At 55.0% G+C, this 13542-nt stretch carries 15 protein-coding genes; 1 reads left to right on the top strand and 14 read right to left on the bottom strand.

The genetic code is table 11. From position 1 onward, the window contains the following. Positions 1–135: 135 nt before the first annotated feature. The 12 genes from J7I43_RS05180 to J7I43_RS05125 all read right to left on the bottom strand — a co-directional run bounded on the left by J7I43_RS05180 (position 136) and on the right by J7I43_RS05125 (position 9743). Complete coding sequence (locus J7I43_RS05180) at positions 136–1110, bottom strand: GSCFA domain-containing protein (protein ID WP_209143937.1); 975 nt, start codon at positions 1108–1110, stop codon at positions 136–138. Between the two features lie 30 nt (positions 1111–1140). Beyond that, on the bottom strand, positions 1141–1986 hold the full coding sequence (locus J7I43_RS05175; protein WP_209143935.1) for a hydroxymethylglutaryl-CoA lyase: 846 nt from the start codon (positions 1984–1986) through the stop codon (positions 1141–1143). Positions 1987–2005: 19 nt separating this feature from the next. Further along, entirely contained in the window at positions 2006–2785 is a 780-nt protein-coding gene (gene rlmB / locus J7I43_RS05170; RefSeq protein ID WP_209143933.1) for a 23S rRNA (guanosine(2251)-2'-O)-methyltransferase RlmB, read from the bottom strand. An 18-nt stretch (positions 2786–2803) separates the two neighbouring features. Beyond that, positions 2804–3361, bottom strand: a complete 558-nt coding sequence (locus J7I43_RS05165) for an NUDIX domain-containing protein (protein WP_209143931.1) — start codon at positions 3359–3361, stop codon at positions 2804–2806. A 198-nt stretch (positions 3362–3559) separates the two neighbouring features. Next, positions 3560–4000, bottom strand: coding sequence for a GNAT family N-acetyltransferase (locus J7I43_RS05160; RefSeq protein WP_209143929.1), 441 nt, complete (start codon positions 3998–4000; stop codon positions 3560–3562). After that, positions 3987–4922, bottom strand: coding sequence for a GNAT family N-acetyltransferase (locus J7I43_RS05155; RefSeq protein WP_209143927.1), 936 nt, complete (start codon positions 4920–4922; stop codon positions 3987–3989). Before J7I43_RS05155 ends, J7I43_RS05160 begins: the two co-directional genes overlap by 14 nt. Then, a complete protein-coding gene (locus tag J7I43_RS05150; RefSeq protein WP_209143925.1) occupies positions 4909–5817 on the bottom strand; it encodes an EamA family transporter in 909 nt (302 codons plus the stop codon). Before J7I43_RS05150 ends, J7I43_RS05155 begins: the two co-directional genes overlap by 14 nt. Positions 5818–5830: 13 nt before the next feature. Next, positions 5831–6262, bottom strand: a complete 432-nt coding sequence (locus J7I43_RS05145) for a GNAT family N-acetyltransferase (protein ID WP_209143924.1) — start codon at positions 6260–6262, stop codon at positions 5831–5833. A 76-nt stretch (positions 6263–6338) separates the two neighbouring features. Continuing rightward, on the bottom strand, positions 6339–7766 hold the full coding sequence (locus J7I43_RS05140) for a pyridoxal phosphate-dependent decarboxylase family protein (protein ID WP_209143922.1): 1428 nt from the start codon (positions 7764–7766) through the stop codon (positions 6339–6341). 141 nt (positions 7767–7907) lie between these two features. Next, positions 7908–8417 (bottom strand): methylated-DNA--[protein]-cysteine S-methyltransferase, encoded by a 510-nt coding sequence (locus J7I43_RS05135; RefSeq protein ID WP_209143920.1) that lies wholly within the window; start codon positions 8415–8417, stop codon positions 7908–7910. After that, positions 8377–9273 (bottom strand): DNA-3-methyladenine glycosylase family protein, encoded by an 897-nt coding sequence (locus tag J7I43_RS05130; protein WP_209143918.1) that lies wholly within the window; start codon positions 9271–9273, stop codon positions 8377–8379. The genes J7I43_RS05135 and J7I43_RS05130 overlap by 41 nt, the downstream gene beginning before the upstream one ends. Beyond that, positions 9270–9743, bottom strand: a complete 474-nt coding sequence (locus J7I43_RS05125) for a DinB family protein (RefSeq protein WP_209143916.1) — start codon at positions 9741–9743, stop codon at positions 9270–9272. The genes J7I43_RS05130 and J7I43_RS05125 overlap by 4 nt, the downstream gene beginning before the upstream one ends. Positions 9744–9846: 103 nt before the next feature. Here J7I43_RS05125 and J7I43_RS05120 point away from each other — a divergent pair, with 103 nt between their 5' ends. Further along, positions 9847–11259 (top strand): aminotransferase-like domain-containing protein, encoded by a 1413-nt coding sequence (locus tag J7I43_RS05120; protein WP_209143914.1) that lies wholly within the window; start codon positions 9847–9849, stop codon positions 11257–11259. Positions 11260–11317: 58 nt separating this feature from the next. Here the strand turns inward: J7I43_RS05120 and J7I43_RS05115 are convergent, their stop codons facing one another. Continuing rightward, the gene (locus J7I43_RS05115; protein ID WP_209143912.1) at positions 11318–12436 is read right to left on the bottom strand and encodes an ABC transporter permease; all 1119 of its coding nucleotides are present in this window, start codon (positions 12434–12436) and stop codon (positions 11318–11320) included. Beyond that, positions 12436–13542, bottom strand: a complete 1107-nt coding sequence (locus J7I43_RS05110; protein WP_209143910.1) for an ABC transporter permease — start codon at positions 13540–13542, stop codon at positions 12436–12438. Before J7I43_RS05110 ends, J7I43_RS05115 begins: the two co-directional genes overlap by 1 nt.

Genomic DNA, 13542 nt, shown 5'->3' with positions numbered 1-13542 from the left:
GCCGGTCTTTATTTTTTAATAAAACATCCAACGGTTCAATATCTTTTCCATCCCCCTATTCTTTCCTGGCAGACAACAACAGCACGATCACGAACCCAAACACCCGCTGGGTTCCATCCGTATAAAACCGGAAGATCAGCTTCTGAAATAATCCAGTTCTTCAGAAAGATCGAGATAAGGATGCTGTGCCTGCAGCGCCTGGGTTTTGACGGCGTAGGCGTCGAGGAACTGGCGGTGCTGCGGACTGTCTGCGTTAAACGGCCGGTGCTGGCGTGCGCGCAACAGGTCAGACACCTGTTTTTCAAGCTGTTGCGTGGCGGGCGTCATACACGCGTTCGTAAAATGTTCCCATACGTATTGAATGGCCAGTTCGTTGGGGTGCACGAGATCTTCCTTAAAAAAACGATAATCGCGCAGATCGTCTATCACCAGTTCATAAGCCGGGAAATAATGCAGGCGGCTGAACTTGTTCACCAGGTGATGCACGGCCTGCAGCAGCACCGCCTTGCTGAGATTGTTCTCCACCACACCGTCTCTCGCATACCGCACGGGGCTTACGGTGAAAAGGATATTTATTTTGGAATTGGAAAAGAAAAGGCGGTGCATCATGTTGTCCAGCGCGGCAATGATCTCGTCTGCCGAGAGCAGTCTTTTGTAAAAGGCCGCTTCGGGCACTTTATGACAATTGCTCACGATGCGGCTGTTTTCCTTCAGCACATACACATATGCAGAGCCCAGCGTGATCATCAGCCAGTCCGCCTCTTTCAGCCTGCGCGACGCTTCCGCCTGCGAGTGATTGATCTGATCGAGCACCTCCTGCTGTTGGGTGCCGGAGTAGCGGGAATGATGGTCCCAGCTGTGCCAGATATCTTCATGCAGGAACAGGTCGGTATCGGTATAACGCCGCCCGTCCAGGTATGCCTGCATGCTTTGCGCGATACTGAGGGGATTGAACAGGATGCCGTTGGGATTGACCTGCGCGTTGAATTTATGCTGCAGCAGGCGCGCGCCTATTTCTTCGGCGAAGCAGGAGCCGGAAAGCAGTATTTTGTCTGAATATTGCAGCGAAGGCTCCAGCGGAGCTACCGGGAAGGTCAGGCGGAAGTTCATGCTGCAAAAGTATTAAATCCGGCAGGGATTCTAATGATTGAAAACTTTATCCGCCAAAGCCCCTGCCGCCGCAAAACGCTCAAGATTCAGCGGAACGGGCAGTTTACGGTCGTTGCAGAAATGCACGAGGTTTTCCGTCGCGATGTTGCCCACGAGGTCGTCCTGCGCGAAAGGGCAGCCGCCGATGCCGCGGATGGCGCTGTCGAACCGCCGGCAGCCGTTATCGTAGGCCGCGGCGATCTTTTCTTTCCACAGTTGCGGGGTGGAGTGAAAATGCGCGCCGAATTCGATGTCAGGATATGCGGGAACGAGATGCGAGAACAGCTTTGCGATGCCCTCCGGCTCGGCCACGCCCACCGTATCGGCCAGCGATATGACGGGGATGTTGAGCTCGGCGAAATTGCCGGCCCAGTGCAGCACGGTATCGGTGCTGTAGGGATCGCCATACGGGTTGCCGAAGCCCATGGAAATATAGATCACCAGCTGTTTGTTGTTTTTGAGGCACAGTTCCTGAATGGCCTGTACCTGCTCCATCGCTTCGGCGATGGTTTTGTTGGTATTCCGCAGCTGGAAGGTCTCTGCAATGGAAAAGGGGAATCCGAGATAAGAAATTGCATCATACCCAACAGCTTCCTCCGCCCCGCGCACATTTGCGACAATGGCGAGCAGCTTGGTGGAAGAAGGTTTGAGCCCTTTCATCACTTCGGCCGTATCGGCCATTTGCGGAACGGCTTTAGCGGAAACGAAACTGCCGAAGTCGAGCGTATCGAAACCTACGTCCAGCAGGGCATTCAGGTAGCCGATCTTTTCATTCGCCGGTATCTGGCGCGGCCAGCCCTGCATGGCGTCGCGCGGGCATTCAATGAATTTGAGCATAAGCTAAAATAAGGAAAAATCACGCCCCCGCCTTCATCCGCTGCTTCATCGCTTCGTACAAAATAATGCCGGCCGCCACGCTTACGTTAAACGATTCGAAACTGTTCTGCATCGGGATGTGAAACTGCTCGTCCGCCGCTTTCAGCAGGGCGGGATATACGCCTTTGTCTTCCGAGCCCATGATCACCGCCACCGGTTCCAGCCAGGGAAGGTCGAACAATTGTTTGGGCGCTTCCATTTCACTCGCCATTATTTTGATGCCGTTGAGGTGCAGGGTGTCGATGGCCTTCAGCAGGCTGTTCACGCGGCAGATGGCGATCTTTTCAAGAGCGCCGGCGGAGGATTTGATGGCTTCTTCGTTGAGGGCGGCGATCCCTTTGTCCGGGATGATGATGGCCTGCGCGCCGCAGCAAACCGCGCTGCGGGCGATAGCGCCAATGTTGCGCACGTCGGTGATGCCGTCGAGGATGAGGAACAGCGGGGTTTCGCCTTTGTCTACCACGTGGGAGATCACGTCCTGCAGGTCCAGGTAGGCCACTTTGGCCGTGATGGCTATTACGCCCTGGTGGTTGGCCTGTGTGAGGCTGTTGAGCTTCTCCATGGGCACCAGGTTCACGGGGATGCGCTGTTCGGTGGCCAGCTGGCGCAGCTGGGGAATAATGTCGCCGGTGGCGCTCTTCAGGAGGAATATACGCTCAATGGCCTTCCCGGCCTTCATGGCTTCCAGTATCGGCTGCCGGCCTATGATCAGGCTGGACTGCTTCGGTTTGGGCGGCGACGGTTTAAATCTGTTGTTCATCGCGGCAAAGATAACGCATCAAAGCTCCCCTTCCAGCATCATCAGCCTGATCTTTTGGATCGCGGCCAGGGAAAGGGAATCGGTGATGCGGTGGTCCTTCACCATTTGATATGCTTCCATGAAGGGAATTTTCTGCAAAAACAGCTGCTCCGTTTCCTCGGGTTCCGCTTCACCCTGCCGCAGGCCCCGCGCCAGGTATACGATCCCGGCCTCGTCGCTCACGGAATTGCTGAGGTGCATATGTATGATGGGCTCCCATCGGCTGGCGGTAAGACCGGTCTCTTCCAGCAGCTCGCGTTTGGCGGATTCCAGCGGGTCCGTGCCCAGCGGGCCGCCGCCTTCAGGGATTTCCCAGCTGAAAGCATCGATGGCCAGCCGGTATTGCCCCACCAGGTAGATGTTCTGCTCCTCATCCAGCGCCACCACGCCGATCGCCAGGTTCTTGAAATGCACGATGCCGTAAATGCCGCGCCCTCCGGCGGGATTGATCACCTGGTGTTCTGTAAGCCTTATCCAGCGGTTATCGTAGGGGACCGTCGATTCCAGTATCTGCCATGGGTTCTGTTGCGTTTCCATGCAGCAAAGAAAATACAAAACAGCGGTTCCGGAAAGCGCTTTGTGCACACATGCGCAATGCCGCAGAAAGCAACCGGCAGCATGAATTATTTTGCCGCCACAAGCGCTTTGCCGAAGAAATCGGGCTGTTCAGCAAAACACTCCGCGCAAAAAAGGGCGCAAACGCGCCCCTTCCAGGGTTACATGTATAGCTAATGGTTAAATGGAGAGATAGTAGTAATAAAATTCGTCGTCACGTTTCCAGCCATTGGATTCATACAACGCACGCGCCTTTTCGTTGGTGGTGTGCGTTTGCAGCATGAGGTAACGCGCGTCCGTAGCCTCTCCCAGTTCGCGCGACGCGCTCAGCAGGCCGCGGGCCGCTCCTTTGCGGCGGTGCTGCTCAGATACGTACAGGTCGTTCAATATCCAGGCCTTTTTCATGCCGATAGAAGAAAACACGGGATACAGCTGTGTAAAACCGATCAGCTCCCCTCCCTCTTCCGCCACATAGATCACGCTTTCGTTCCGCACCAGCCGTTCCATGAGGTAACTTTCGGCCCCGGCAACGTCGGGCTGCTGCTCGTAATGCTGGCGGTAGAGGTCGAAAAGTACCGCCAGCTGCGGCAAATGGTCTGTTGTGGCTTTAATAATTCGCATGTACGGGAAATATTTGTGTAAGGTGATGTTTAAGGTGACGAAGATAATCATCCGCAACGTAACGCAGTGTTACCGGCGCATTCGGGCCAATGGCCAGGATATGCCCCAGCGTTTCTTCCGGGAGCAGCGGCAGCACCCGCGCGATGTGCAGGTTCAGCATTTTCCAGATCTGCACCAGCTCCCGCCAGTCTTCTTCCTGGTAACGCCGCACGTCTACCCAGAAATCCTGGTTGTAACCGGGCGTGTCCAGGTATTCAGCCTGCTGACTGCGAATAAAGCGCGGATAATTGTTCATCGCCGAATCGATCAGGTGGCCGAGCACTTCCTTACGGCTCCATTTGTCCGCGGAGGGGCGCCGGCCGGCTTCTTCGTCTGTAAATCGCAGCAATCTCTCCTCCGTGGCGTGCACGGTATCGGCCAGGCTCCGGCCGAGGCCTGCCAGTGGCGGTTCCTGCAGGTCCATCGTCATTTTGATATTGCTGCGTTTGTATCTCCCCGGGTCCAGCTCCGTTTCCACGAAACCCAGCTTGTGGTACATGTTGATGGCCGGTTCCAGCACGCGGTTGGAAAACAGCACCATCTTTTTAAAACCCGCCCCTGCGGCCCTTTCGATGATGGCTTTCCCGAGCAACCATCCCAGCCGCTGGCCCTGGAATGTTTCGTCCACGGCCATTTTTGTCATTTCCACGGTTTCTTCGTCCAGCGGAAGATAAGCCACCGTACCGGCTATCTGTTTCCCCACGGCCACGAATATAATATCGCCGCCCCGCGCGATGATCTTTTCCGCCGGTTTTTCCAGCAATTCGATATCAAAAGGCTCCAGCGTGAAAAACTTTTCGATCCAGGCTTTATTGAGCCGCCCGAAGTCTTCCCGGTACGCGGCATTCCAGCACAGCACCCGCGCGTTGTTAACTGCGTTCATAACTCTTTTGCTTGTTAAATGCTTTATTGACGATGTACACGCCCAGCAACGTCACCATGCAGCTCACGCCCATCGTCCAGTTAAGTTTTTCGCTCAGTATCAGCCAGCCCAGCAGCACGGCCACCACAGGATTGATGTACGCGTAAACGGACACCAGCGAGGGCGGCAGGTTGTTGAGCGCGAACACATACGCGGAATAACTCAGCAGCGAACCGATGAACACCAGGTACAGCAGGCTCCCCCACAGTTCGCCCGTAAAACTGCCAAAGTTCAGGTGCTGCCCCATCAGCGCGGAGATCACCAGCATCACGATGCCGCTGAACAACATCTGGTATCCCGCGCCATAAAGGTAATTGATCCCCAGCGCCCACTTGGCCGTAAGCACGGAGCCCAGCGCCCAGAACACGCAGGCCGCGGTGATAAGCAATACGCCGAAGCGGTATTCCGGCTCCATCAGGTGCGCAAGGTTGTCGTAAAAAATACCGCCGATGCCGAGCAAACCGATGAGCATGCCGGCTACCAGCTGCCAGGAGATTTTCGTGCGCTGCACGAGGAAAAAACTGAAGATGGTGACCCAGATCGGCACCGTTGCCGCAATGATGGCGCCCAGCCCGCTGGGAATGTATTGCATGGCCCAGGTCATAAGCCCGTTGCTGCCGCAAAGCATGATCACGCCGATCACGAAAAGCCTGCTCAGCACCGGCATTTCGGGCAGTTTATATCCTTTCAGCAGGAAAAATGCGGTGAGTATCAGCCCTGCGCTGGTTTGCCGCAGCCCCGCCAGCATCATGCCGTGCATGTGCTGCACGCCTATCCGGGCGGCCAGGTAAGTGGTGCCCCAGAATATGCTCACGATCACCAATGCCAGGTAGGCATTTGTATGTTGTTTTTTCATGGGTTCCGTTCGTTTATTCCGCGATCTTTTTGTTCATGTGAAAACCTTCGATAAAAAACCCTTCCCTGAAATAAAAACGGTGCGCATCGCGGTTGTTCACGTAGGCGTCGAGCAGGATGTGTCTGCAGCCTTCGGAGCGGCCTTTTTGTGTGATCCAGTCGCAGAGCAGGCTGCCGATGCCTTTGCCCCGGTGCGCCACGCCGGTCACTACGTTGTCCATCTCGATGTATTTCCCGCAATACAGCTTGGTATTGATCCAGAATCCGCTCATGGCGATCACGCGGCCGTTTTCCCGCACCACTACCTGCCGGTAGCCGTTGCGGATCATATCGGGCAGCATGGTTTCGTATTCGTCTTGCAGAAGCCGTGGGTTCAATTGCTGTAACAGGTGGTACTGCGCTTTCATTTCCGTGAAGGAAACAAGCTCTGTCAGGTCGTATTGCATAATCCGTGTGTGTTAATGAATAGAAAAACGTGCAATGGGTAGAGACCCATCGCCGCTACTAATATCAACCTCTAAATCAATTATTTTCAATAATGGCAGACAGGTCGGAAATGTCTGCTGCCACGGTTTCCAGTTCTGTAATGACTTTATCGATGTCCTGTTCGGTGGTGCGCCAGTTCACCAGCGCCGCACGTATGGCCGGTACGCCTTTGTACGTGGTGGGTGTCATGTTCACCACCCCGCGCTTGACGAGCTTTTGCAGGAACAGCGTCACATGATTGCCCCGGTTCCGTTCTTCGGTTTCCAGCGTAAAACACACCACGCACATTCTCACCGGCGCCAGCAGTTTAAAACGCCCGCTTCGCGAAAGGGCCTCGCCGAGCTGCTGCGCCAGGCGGATGTTTTGCTCCACCAGGTCGCGGTAACCTTCAGCGCCGTATGCTTTCAGCGAAAACCACGCGGGCAGCGAGCGCAGGCGCCGGCTGTTTTCCGGTGCATAGTTGATAAAGTTGAAATTTGCGGACGGATCGCCGAGATAAGCGGCGCCCGCATTCTGAAACACCTCCAGCTGCAATTGCGGATGGCGTGTGAATATCATCGCGGAATCGTAAGGCACGTTCAGCCATTTATGCGCGTCAATCGTGATGCTGTCCGCATGTTCCCACCCATTGAGCAAATACCTGTAACGCGGGCTTACCGCGGCGAAACCGCCAAAGGCCGCATCTACGTGCAACCAGAAGTTATGTTCTTTTTTGAGGGCCGCCAGCGCCGCGATATCGTCGAAGTCCACCGTATTTACGGTGCCCGCGCTGGCACTGTAGATGAAAGGCTGACCGGGATGTTCGCCGATCCAGGCTTTGAGTGCGTCGATGTCCACCGCTTCCCTGCCGGGCAGCGTTGGCAGCAGCACGAGCGAGTTGCGGCCCAGCCCGAGCATGGACAATGCCTTGCCGATGCTGGAATGCGGCGTTGCCGCGAGTATTTTAATGTCTTTGACCGCTCCCGCGCCCTGTTCCGCCACGTTCACGCCCTGTTGCCGCCCCAGCCATTGCCTGGCCGTGGCAAGCCCCGTGAAATTGCTCATGGTGGCGCCGCTTACGAAGCAGCCGAGAAATGTTTCCGGCAGCGAAAAAAGCTGGCGGAGCAAACCGAGGGTTTCCGTTTCTACCTGGAAAGACACGTCTGCCCTGTCGCCGGGGTTCATGTCCACCGTACCGGCCAGCCAATCGCCGGCCAGCGCCGCGGGCGTAACGCCACCCGTCACAAAACCGAAATAACGCGGCCCCGCATTGGCCGTCAGATGGTCGCCGAAACGGTTATCGAACAATTCCATGGCCGCCGCCGCTCCCATTCCCTTTTCCGGCAAAACGGAAGGCGAAAAGGCGGGCAGCTGCCTGCTTACGGGCAGCTCGTGTATGCGGCTGAGAAAGTCTCCTGCGTAGTTGGCTGTCTGTTGCAAAAGGTCGTTCAACTGTAAGAGATCCTCGCGGAATGTTGCATTCATGATACGGCGTTTCGAGGTTGTGAATTGACGACCCAAAATTCAGACAAATCCCCAATAAAAAACAGATACAGTTTTGTAAATTTTGACCATATCAGATGGGGTGATCAAAAATAATGATCCATGACGAATGCGGTTCGTCATTCAAAAAAGCAGCCCGCCTTTTTCATGGTCGAGCAGCCATTGTTTGCGCCAAAGCCCGCCCGCGTATCCCGTAAGCACGCCATTGCTGCCGATTACACGGTGGCAGGGCACGATAATGGAGAGGGCGTTTTTACCGTTAGTGGTGCCTACCGCGCGGATGCTTTTTACATTTCCCACGCGTTTGGCCAGGGCGAGATAGGTAATGGTTTCACCGAAAGGAATGGTGAGCAGGTTGCGCCAAACCAGCTGCTGAAAGGCCGTTCCGGGCTGCTGTAGCGGCAGGTCGAACATCTTGCGCTGTTTGGTGAAATATTCTTCCAGCTGCTGTGCTGCCGTGTATAACAGCGGCGACGCGTTAGGTGTTACAACATCTTCCTGTTCGCCGTCCGCGAATAATACGGCCGTAATAAAATCGGCGTTGCCGCGGATGGCGATGCGGCCGAGGGGACTGCCTATATAGATCAGCTGCTCATCCGTTGGAGAGCGCTCGCCAGCAATAGAAGGTTGCATATGCAGCATGTTGTTGCCAGTGTCGGGTAATTTGTTTTACTTCGGCCAGCGTGGGCTTGGCGGGCATGTTCAGCCGGGCTTTCAGCGCGTTGTGAAGCCCAGCGTCTTCCAGCGGCAGCGCCTGCGGGTGCTGCGCGAATTTCATCAGCACATAGTTGGCGCTCCACGGCCCGATGCCTTTGATGGCGGTAAGCGTATTTTTCGCTTCTTCAAAACTTTGCGCCGCGATCTTTTCTTCGTTCAGCTCCCCCGCCGCCATCAGTTTCGCCACGCGGATGAGCGCTTCGGCCTTGCTCCGCGAAAACTGCATAACGGTGAGCGCTTCCGGTTGCAAAACCGCTATCACGGCGGGATGCGGGTAAAGGTGATACGTATGCCCGCCTTCTTCCAGCACATACCCGAAAGCCTGTATCAGCCTTTGTTTCAGCGTGTAGGCGAAACCGAGGTTGATCTGCTGCCCCGTGATCGTCCAGGTAACGGCCTCGAACAGATCGGGTATGCCGATCAGGCGGAGGCCGTTGTAATCACGCACTAGCGGGCCCAGCAGGGCGTCTTTCGCGGAAAAGTCATAGAACGGCCCCATATCACCGTCGAGATGGAGCCATCGGGTGATGAAATTACGAATGTTTTTTTCACCTTCCGCGCTCAATCGTCCATGCAAGATGTCCGCCACCAGGAAGGGTTTGCCGGCTTCTTCGCGGATACGTACCAGCACGGGGCTGCCTTCCGGCGCGAAAAGCTTGTACACCGCGCTGTTCCGCACGGCATGCAGGCATTCGCGGTCGCTGCGGTTGAGGAACAGCAGGCATTCCGCAAAACTGAAATGCGACGGGTCGGTAATGGGAAGAATGATCATTTCGGCGTAACGCGCAGCAGTTTGAAGATGATGAACAGGTGATGACTTTCATGCAATATCATCATTTCAACAAGCTCCGCCACGGAAAAACGGCCATATACCGAATGCCTGCCGTAACGGCCGAACGATTCGGGCGCGATGGTGTTCGCAAAACGGGTGAAGTCCGCCCGGCCATCGTTATACACCGCGATCAGCTCTTTCACCGGCAGTTTGCGGTATTCCGCAAACAGCGGGTCTTCTTCCCACTTGTACGGCGGGAACAGCGGTTCGTCCTCTTCCAGCACGCGTTCGATGCGGCCTTTAAAAATATCCTGGAACACGGCGAGGTGGGCCGCATTGTCCAGCGCAGACCATTTGCCGGTAATTATCTCCGCCTGCAGTTTTTCATCGGGCACGGCGCCCATCATCTCCGCCATGGAAAGGTGTTGCGACTGTAAACGCTGGGCCACGCTGTAAGGTAAATTGTTCATGGTTTCCTTTTTGTTGTTGAAAACGGGGATATGAAAATATAAAATATAAAAGAAACAGATTCCATTTTCGTAAATTTGACCATATCAGTACAAACCGCGCACCATGGAAACATTATACATGCAGGTGGCAGACCGCATCCAGGCGATGATTGAAAAAGAAGTGATCCGTATTGGCGACAAGCTGCCTTCCGTCCGTTCGCTCAGCAAAGAGCAGGGCATCAGCATGAGCACGGTGTTCCAGGCATATTATCACCTGGAAAGCAAGGGATTCATCGAGCCACGGCCTAAATCGGGTTATTACGTATGTTTCAGCCCGCGCAGGCTGCCGGAGATGCCCAGCATCAGCAGGCCGGTCAAAAAGGCCACTGAAGTGAACGTCAACGAGATGATCACCGAAGTGTTCAGCCACCATGCGGCGGAAGATCTCCTTCGTTTCTCCGTAGCCGCGCCCACCGCGGCCCTGCTGCCTTCCGCCAAACTCAGCAAAAGCATGCTGGCGGCCATGCGCATCACCGGCGGCGGTCTCAATTACGAAAACATCCAGGGCAATCTCGACCTGCGGCGGCAGATCGCCCGGCAAAGCCTGCAATGGGGCGGCAGCATTACCGAGCACGACATCGTGACCACCACCGGCTGCATGGACGCGCTCACCCTCTGCCTTTCCGCCACCACCCAGCCCGGTGATGTGATCGCGCTGGAAAGCCCCGCCTATAGCGGCACCTTCCAGCTGGCCGAAAGCCTCGGCCTGAAAGTGCTGGAAGTGCCCACCAATCCCGTTAGCGGGGTCGATCTCGAATATCTTGATAAAGCCATTCCCAAATTTAAGATCAAAGCCTGCGTATTCGTCACCAATTTCAGCAACCCTATCGGGTCCTGCATGCCGGACAAAAACAAACGCGAGCTGGTGAGGATCGTCAATAAATACGACATTCCGCTGATAGAAGACGATATTTACGCCGATATATATTTCGGTAAGCTGCGCCCTTCCAGCTGCAAACAATACGACCGCAACGGCAACGTGCTGCTGTGCAATTCCTTTTCCAAATCCCTCGCCCCCGGCTACCGCGTCGGCTGGACGATACCCGGCAAATACAAAGACCGCGTGCTGCGCCTCAAGCTCAACCACAGCGTATCCAGCGCCACGCTGCCGCAGGCCGCCATCGCGCATTTCCTGGAAAACGGGCGGTACGAGCACCATATGCGCAACCTGCGTAAAATGCTGCATACACAATGCCTGCGTTACCAGCAGGCCATCGCGGATTATTTCCCGGAAGACACCTGCGTATCGCGCCCGCAGGGCGGTTATGTGCTCTGGCTGGAGCTGAACCAGTCCGTCAATACGATAGAATTATATGAGCAGGCGCTGCGCCGCAAGGTTGTATTCGCACCGGGCCGCATCTTTTCGCTGCAGGACCGTTACAACAACTGCCTGCGCATCAGTTACGCCAATCCCTGGAACAAACAGGTGGAAGACGGGCTGAAGCTGATCGGCAAACTGGCGGGACAAATGGGGTAACGGGATAAAAAAAGCCGGGGCACGAATACCCCGGCACCTGTTTACCTACAACTGTTTGTTATACTGTCTTCCGGTAATTCCATACCGCAATTCCATTTAATGCAACGGCAAAAAGCAACATCACCCCCAGGTAATAACTGATATCTCCCCAGCCGCTGCCCTTCAGCATCACCATCCTGATCACCTTCACGAAATAAGCCACGGGATTAAATAACGTGATCTTCTGCGCCCACACCGGCATGCTTTCGATCGGCGTGAACAACCCGCTCATAAGAATAAAAATGATAAGGAAAAACCAGGTGATGAACATGCTCTGCTGCTGCGTTTCCGTAATGGTGGAGATCAGCAGGCCAAGCCCCAGCATCACCAGCAGGTATGCCGCCGCAAACAAAAACACCCAACCGATATTGCCCACCATCGGCAGGTCAAACACGAGTTTCCCCACCGTCAGCCCAAATGCCAGCTCAAACAGCGCGATGATCCAGAACGGGAGCAGCTTGCCGGTGATAAAATGTATCTTTTTGATAGGCGTTACATTCAGCTGTTCTATCGTGCCGATCTCCTTTTCCTTAACGATGTTCATCCCGCTGAGGAACGCGCCGATCATGGTGACCAGCACCACGAGTATGCCCGGCACCATAAAAAATTTATAATTCATATCCGGATTGTACCAGTAACGGTAACTGACATCAAAATGCGAAGGCGCGTCGTCTTCGTCCAGCGCAAGCCATTCCAGCCTGACGCGGCGGTTAAAATCCCCGATGATATTTCCGGCATAACCCGCTGCCAGTCCTGCTTTGCTGCCGTTGATGGCATTGACGAGCAGCTGCACTTTCACTTCGTTGTGCCGCACCAGGTCGCGCTCGAAGTGGCGCGGAATGACAAGAACCAGGTCCGCCCCGCCCGATTCCAGGTCTTCGAACGCCGCTTCGGTGCTGGCCGGTTGTTTGTACAATGAAAAATATCCCGAAGCGGTGAGCTTGTCGCGCAGCTGCCGGCTCCATGCGCCACCGTCCTGGTCCACCACGTCGATGCTGAGGTTCTTTATTTCGTAATTCGCCGCGAAAGCGAGCACCAGCAACTGCACCACCGGCACCAGGAAAATGATCGGCAGCATAGACCGGTTGCGGAATATCTGCAGAAATTCTTTTTGTAACAGGAAGAAGATGGTACGCATCAGCTTAATCGGATTTTAAATTTGCGGATACTTACTGCCAGGAAAAAGACCGTCATGCCGCAAAGAATAAGCGTCGGCATCCAAACCTGCCGCAGCCCCATGCCTTTCAGCATCACGTCTTTCAAAATGATATTGAACCATTTCGCCGGGATCGCATTGGCCACCACCTGCAAAGCCTTCGGCATGCTCTCCAGCGGGAACACAAAACCGGAAAGCAAAATGGTAGGCAGCATCAGCCCCATCAGCGAGATCATCATGGCGGTTTGCTGCGAATTGGTGACGCTTGAGATCAGTATGCCCAGCGAAAGCGCCGTAAGACCGAACAGGATACATTCCAGCAAAAGCAGCAGCAGGCTGCCTTTCACCGGCATCGCAAATACCCAGGCGCCCATCGCGAGAATGATCAGCGCAATCAGGAACGACAGCACGATGTAGGGGATCACTTTCCCGGCGATGATCATCACCGGTTTCAGCGGCGACACCAGCAATATTTCCATCGTGCCCAGCTCCTTTTCGCGGGTGATGGTGATAGAGGTCATCATGGCAGACACGAGCATGAGGATCAGCGTCATCACCCCCGGAACGAACAGGAACACGCCTTTGAGCGAAGGATTGTACACCATCTGCACTTCCCCCGAAATGGTGAGCGGCAGCTTCAGTTCACCCGTCAGTTCCTGCTGGTACTGCATGATCATCGAATTGGCGTAATTGATGAGCGTAGTGGCGGTGTTCGGGTCGCTGGCGTCTGTCAGCAGCTGTATGGCGGCCTTTTTTTCATGGAAAAAGTCGTGCGCGAACCGGTTGGGTATCACCATCACCATCTTCACATCACCCTGCCTGAACGCCGGCTCAATGTCTTTTTCGCCGGACAGGTAACGGTTGACGGTGAAATACCGCGAAGCCGTCATTTTCTGCACCAGGCGCTGGCTGTAGCTGTCGCGGCTTTGATCGAGCACGGCGATTTGCACGTGATGGATCTCGTTGGTGATGGCGAAACCGAACAGCACGATCAGCACCAGCGGCATGCCGAAAAGGATCAGCAGCGTACGTTTATCGCGAAAAATATGATAACATTCCTTTCTGACGAATACAAAAAACTGTTTCAT

The organism is Chitinophaga chungangae (assembly GCF_017742215.1).
GTDB lineage: Bacteria > Bacteroidota > Bacteroidia > Chitinophagales > Chitinophagaceae > Chitinophaga > Chitinophaga chungangae.
This window is presented reverse-complemented; position numbering and strand designations above follow the sequence as displayed.